Source organism: Ruegeria sp. YTSA105 (assembly GCF_059610225.1).
Map to the genome: position 1 here is coordinate 1 of NZ_JBXWNE010000031.1, position 2990 is coordinate 2990.

3 protein-coding genes are annotated in these 2990 nt (G+C 60.6%); all 3 read left to right on the plus strand.

Translation table 11 applies throughout. The annotated features are described in order from the left end of the window. The first annotated feature begins 12 nt into the window (after positions 1–12). A complete protein-coding gene (locus AC2FH2_RS19725) occupies positions 13–1689 on the plus strand; it encodes a formate--tetrahydrofolate ligase (RefSeq protein WP_281996164.1) in 1677 nt (558 codons plus the stop codon). A 58-nt stretch (positions 1690–1747) separates the two neighbouring features. Beyond that, positions 1748–2053: a chorismate mutase gene (locus AC2FH2_RS19730; protein ID WP_142640424.1), complete on the plus strand. Its 306-nt coding sequence runs from the start codon at positions 1748–1750 to the stop codon at positions 2051–2053. Between the two features lie 53 nt (positions 2054–2106). Beyond that, positions 2107–2990: bifunctional methylenetetrahydrofolate dehydrogenase/methenyltetrahydrofolate cyclohydrolase FolD (gene folD / locus AC2FH2_RS19735; protein ID WP_271952851.1), on the plus strand; the 884-nt coding region annotated here is incomplete at its 3' end.

Consider the following 2990-nt stretch of genomic DNA (forward strand, 5'->3'; position numbering starts at 1 on the left):
GACCGAAACCCAATGAGCTATAAATCTGACATCGAAATTGCGCGTGAGGCGAAGAAGAAGCCGATTCAGGAGATTGGTGCGAAGATCGGCATCGAATCTGCTGATCTTCTGCCCTATGGCCATGACAAGGCAAAGGTGAGCCAGGACTTCATCAATTCGGTTCAGGGCCGTGAGGACGGCAAGCTGATTCTGGTGACGGCGATCAACCCGACGCCTGCGGGTGAGGGTAAGACGACGACGACTGTGGGTCTGGGTGACGGTCTGAACCGGATCGGCAAGAACGCGATGATCTGTATCCGTGAGGCTTCGCTGGGCCCGAACTTTGGCATGAAGGGCGGCGCTGCGGGTGGTGGTTACGCGCAGGTTGTTCCGATGGAAGAGATGAACCTGCACTTCACCGGTGACTTTCACGCCATCACCAGCGCCCATTCACTGCTGTCGGCGATGATCGACAACCACATCTACTGGGGCAATGAGTGCGAGATCGACATCCGCCGTGTAGCGTGGCGTCGTGTGGTCGACATGAACGACCGCGCGCTGCGTCAGATCACGGCCAGCTTGGGTGGCGTATCGAACGGTTTCCCGCGCGAGACCGGCTTTGACATCACCGTGGCCTCTGAGGTTATGGCGATCCTGTGCCTGGCCAACGACCTGAAAGATCTGGAAAAGCGGTTGGGCGACATCATCGTCGCGTATCGCCGCGACAAGACCCCGGTTTACTGTCGCGACATCAAGGCCGAAGGCGCGATGACGGTGCTGCTGAAGGACGCGATGCAGCCGAACCTGGTGCAGACGCTGGAAAACAACCCGGCCTTTGTGCATGGCGGCCCGTTTGCCAACATCGCGCATGGCTGTAACTCGGTCATTGCGACCAAGACCGCGCTGAAGGTTGCTGACTATGTGGTGACCGAAGCGGGCTTTGGCGCCGATCTGGGCGCCGAGAAATTCATGAACATCAAGTGCCGCAAAGCGGGTATCGCGCCGTCGGCTGTGGTGCTGGTCGCCACCGTGCGTGCGATGAAGATGAATGGCGGTGTGGCCAAGGCTGATCTGGGTGCGGAAAACGTCGACGCGGTCAAATCGGGCTGCGCCAACCTGGGTCGTCACATCGAAAACGTCAAATCCTTTGGCGTGCCGGTTGTGGTTGGCATCAACCACTTCGTCACCGATACCGACGCTGAAGTGCAAGCCGTGAAAGACTATTGCTCTGACCACGGGGTCGAAGCGGTTCTGTCGCGTCACTGGGAGCTGGGGTCGGAAGGTTCGGCGCCGCTGGCCGAGAAGGTGGTCGAAATCGTCGAAGGGGGCACAGCGAACTTTGCGCCGATCTACCCCGACAATATGCCGCTGTTCGAGAAGATCGAAACCATCGCCAAGCGCATCTATCGCGCGGACGAGGTTTTGGCCGACAACAAGATCCGCAACCAGCTGCGTGAATGGGAAGAAGCCGGTTACGGCAACCTGCCGGTCTGCATGGCCAAGACGCAGTATTCCTTCTCGACCGATCCCTCGTTGCGCGGCGCGCCCACCGGCCATTCGGTTCCGGTGCGCGAGGTGCGCCTGAGCGCGGGTGCCGGATTTATCGTGGCGGTCTGTGGTGAGATCATGACTATGCCGGGCCTGCCGCGCAAACCGGCGGCCGAAAGCATCTGCCTCAATGACGCAGGTGAGATCGAGGGCTTGTTCTAAGTCGCCAGATAAGACATCTCGTGATCCGGAGAATGCTCCGGGCCACGAGGAGATCACGATGCCCACTCTGACACCGCCGCAAGACTGCGCAACGATGCAGGATCTGCGGATTCAGATCGACCAGCTGGACCGGCACCTGATCGAGATGCTGGTGAGGCGCGCCAGCTACATTGATCGCGCGTCTGAGTTGAAGCCGGGCGAGGGCCTGCCGGCCCGTATTCCGGATCGTGTTGAAGAGGTGGTGCAAAAGGTGCGTGCCAGCTCTCAGGCGGCGGGGATGGACCCCGATCTGGCCGAGACGCTGTGGCGCATTCTGATTGACTGGTCGATTGCGCGTGAGGAACGTGTGCTCGGCAACGACTGACTGACCGGGCGCCCCAAGCGCCCGATCCGTTTTTGGGAAGAAGGGATCGAAGAATGGTAGCGCAGGTTATCGACGGTAAGGCCTTTGCAGCAACGGTGCGGGCACAGGTTGCCGATCAGGTTGCAAAGCTGAAGGACGAAAATGGCATCACCCCCGGTCTGGCCGTGGTTCTGGTGGGCGAAGACCCGGCCAGCCAGGTCTATGTCCGCTCGAAGGGCAAGATGACCGTCGAGGTCGGCATGAACTCGTATGAGCACAAGCTGGATGTGGACACCTCCGAGGCAGACCTGCTGGCATTGATCGACAAGCTGAATACCGATCCCGCAGTTCACGGCATTCTGGTGCAGCTGCCGCTGCCCAAGCATCTGAACGAAGATCTGGTGATCAATTCGATCGACCCGGCCAAGGATGTCGACGGGTTCCACATCTCGAATGTGGGCCTGCTGGGCACCGGTCAGAAATCGATGGTGCCCTGTACCCCACTGGGCTGCCTGATGATGCTGCGTGATCACCACGGCTCATTGTCCGGAATGGACGCGGTTGTGATCGGCCGCTCGAACATCGTTGGCAAGCCGATGGCGCAACTGCTGCTGGGCGACAGCTGCACCGTGACCATCGCGCATAGCCGCACCAAGGATCTGCCCGATGTTGTCCGTCGCGCGGATATCGTTGTCGCCGCTGTGGGCCGCCCCGAGATGGTGCCCGGCGACTGGATCAAGGAAGGCGCCACGGTCATCGACGTGGGCATCAACCGCATTGAACGCGACGGCAAGAACAAGCTGGTTGGAGACGTGGATTACGCCAGCGCCGCCGAACGCGCCGGAGCAATCACCCCCGTCCCCGGTGGCGTCGGCCCCATGACAATCGCATGCCTGCTGGCCAACACCCTGACCGCCGCATGCCGCGCAAACAAACTCCCCGAACCAGAAGGCCTGAC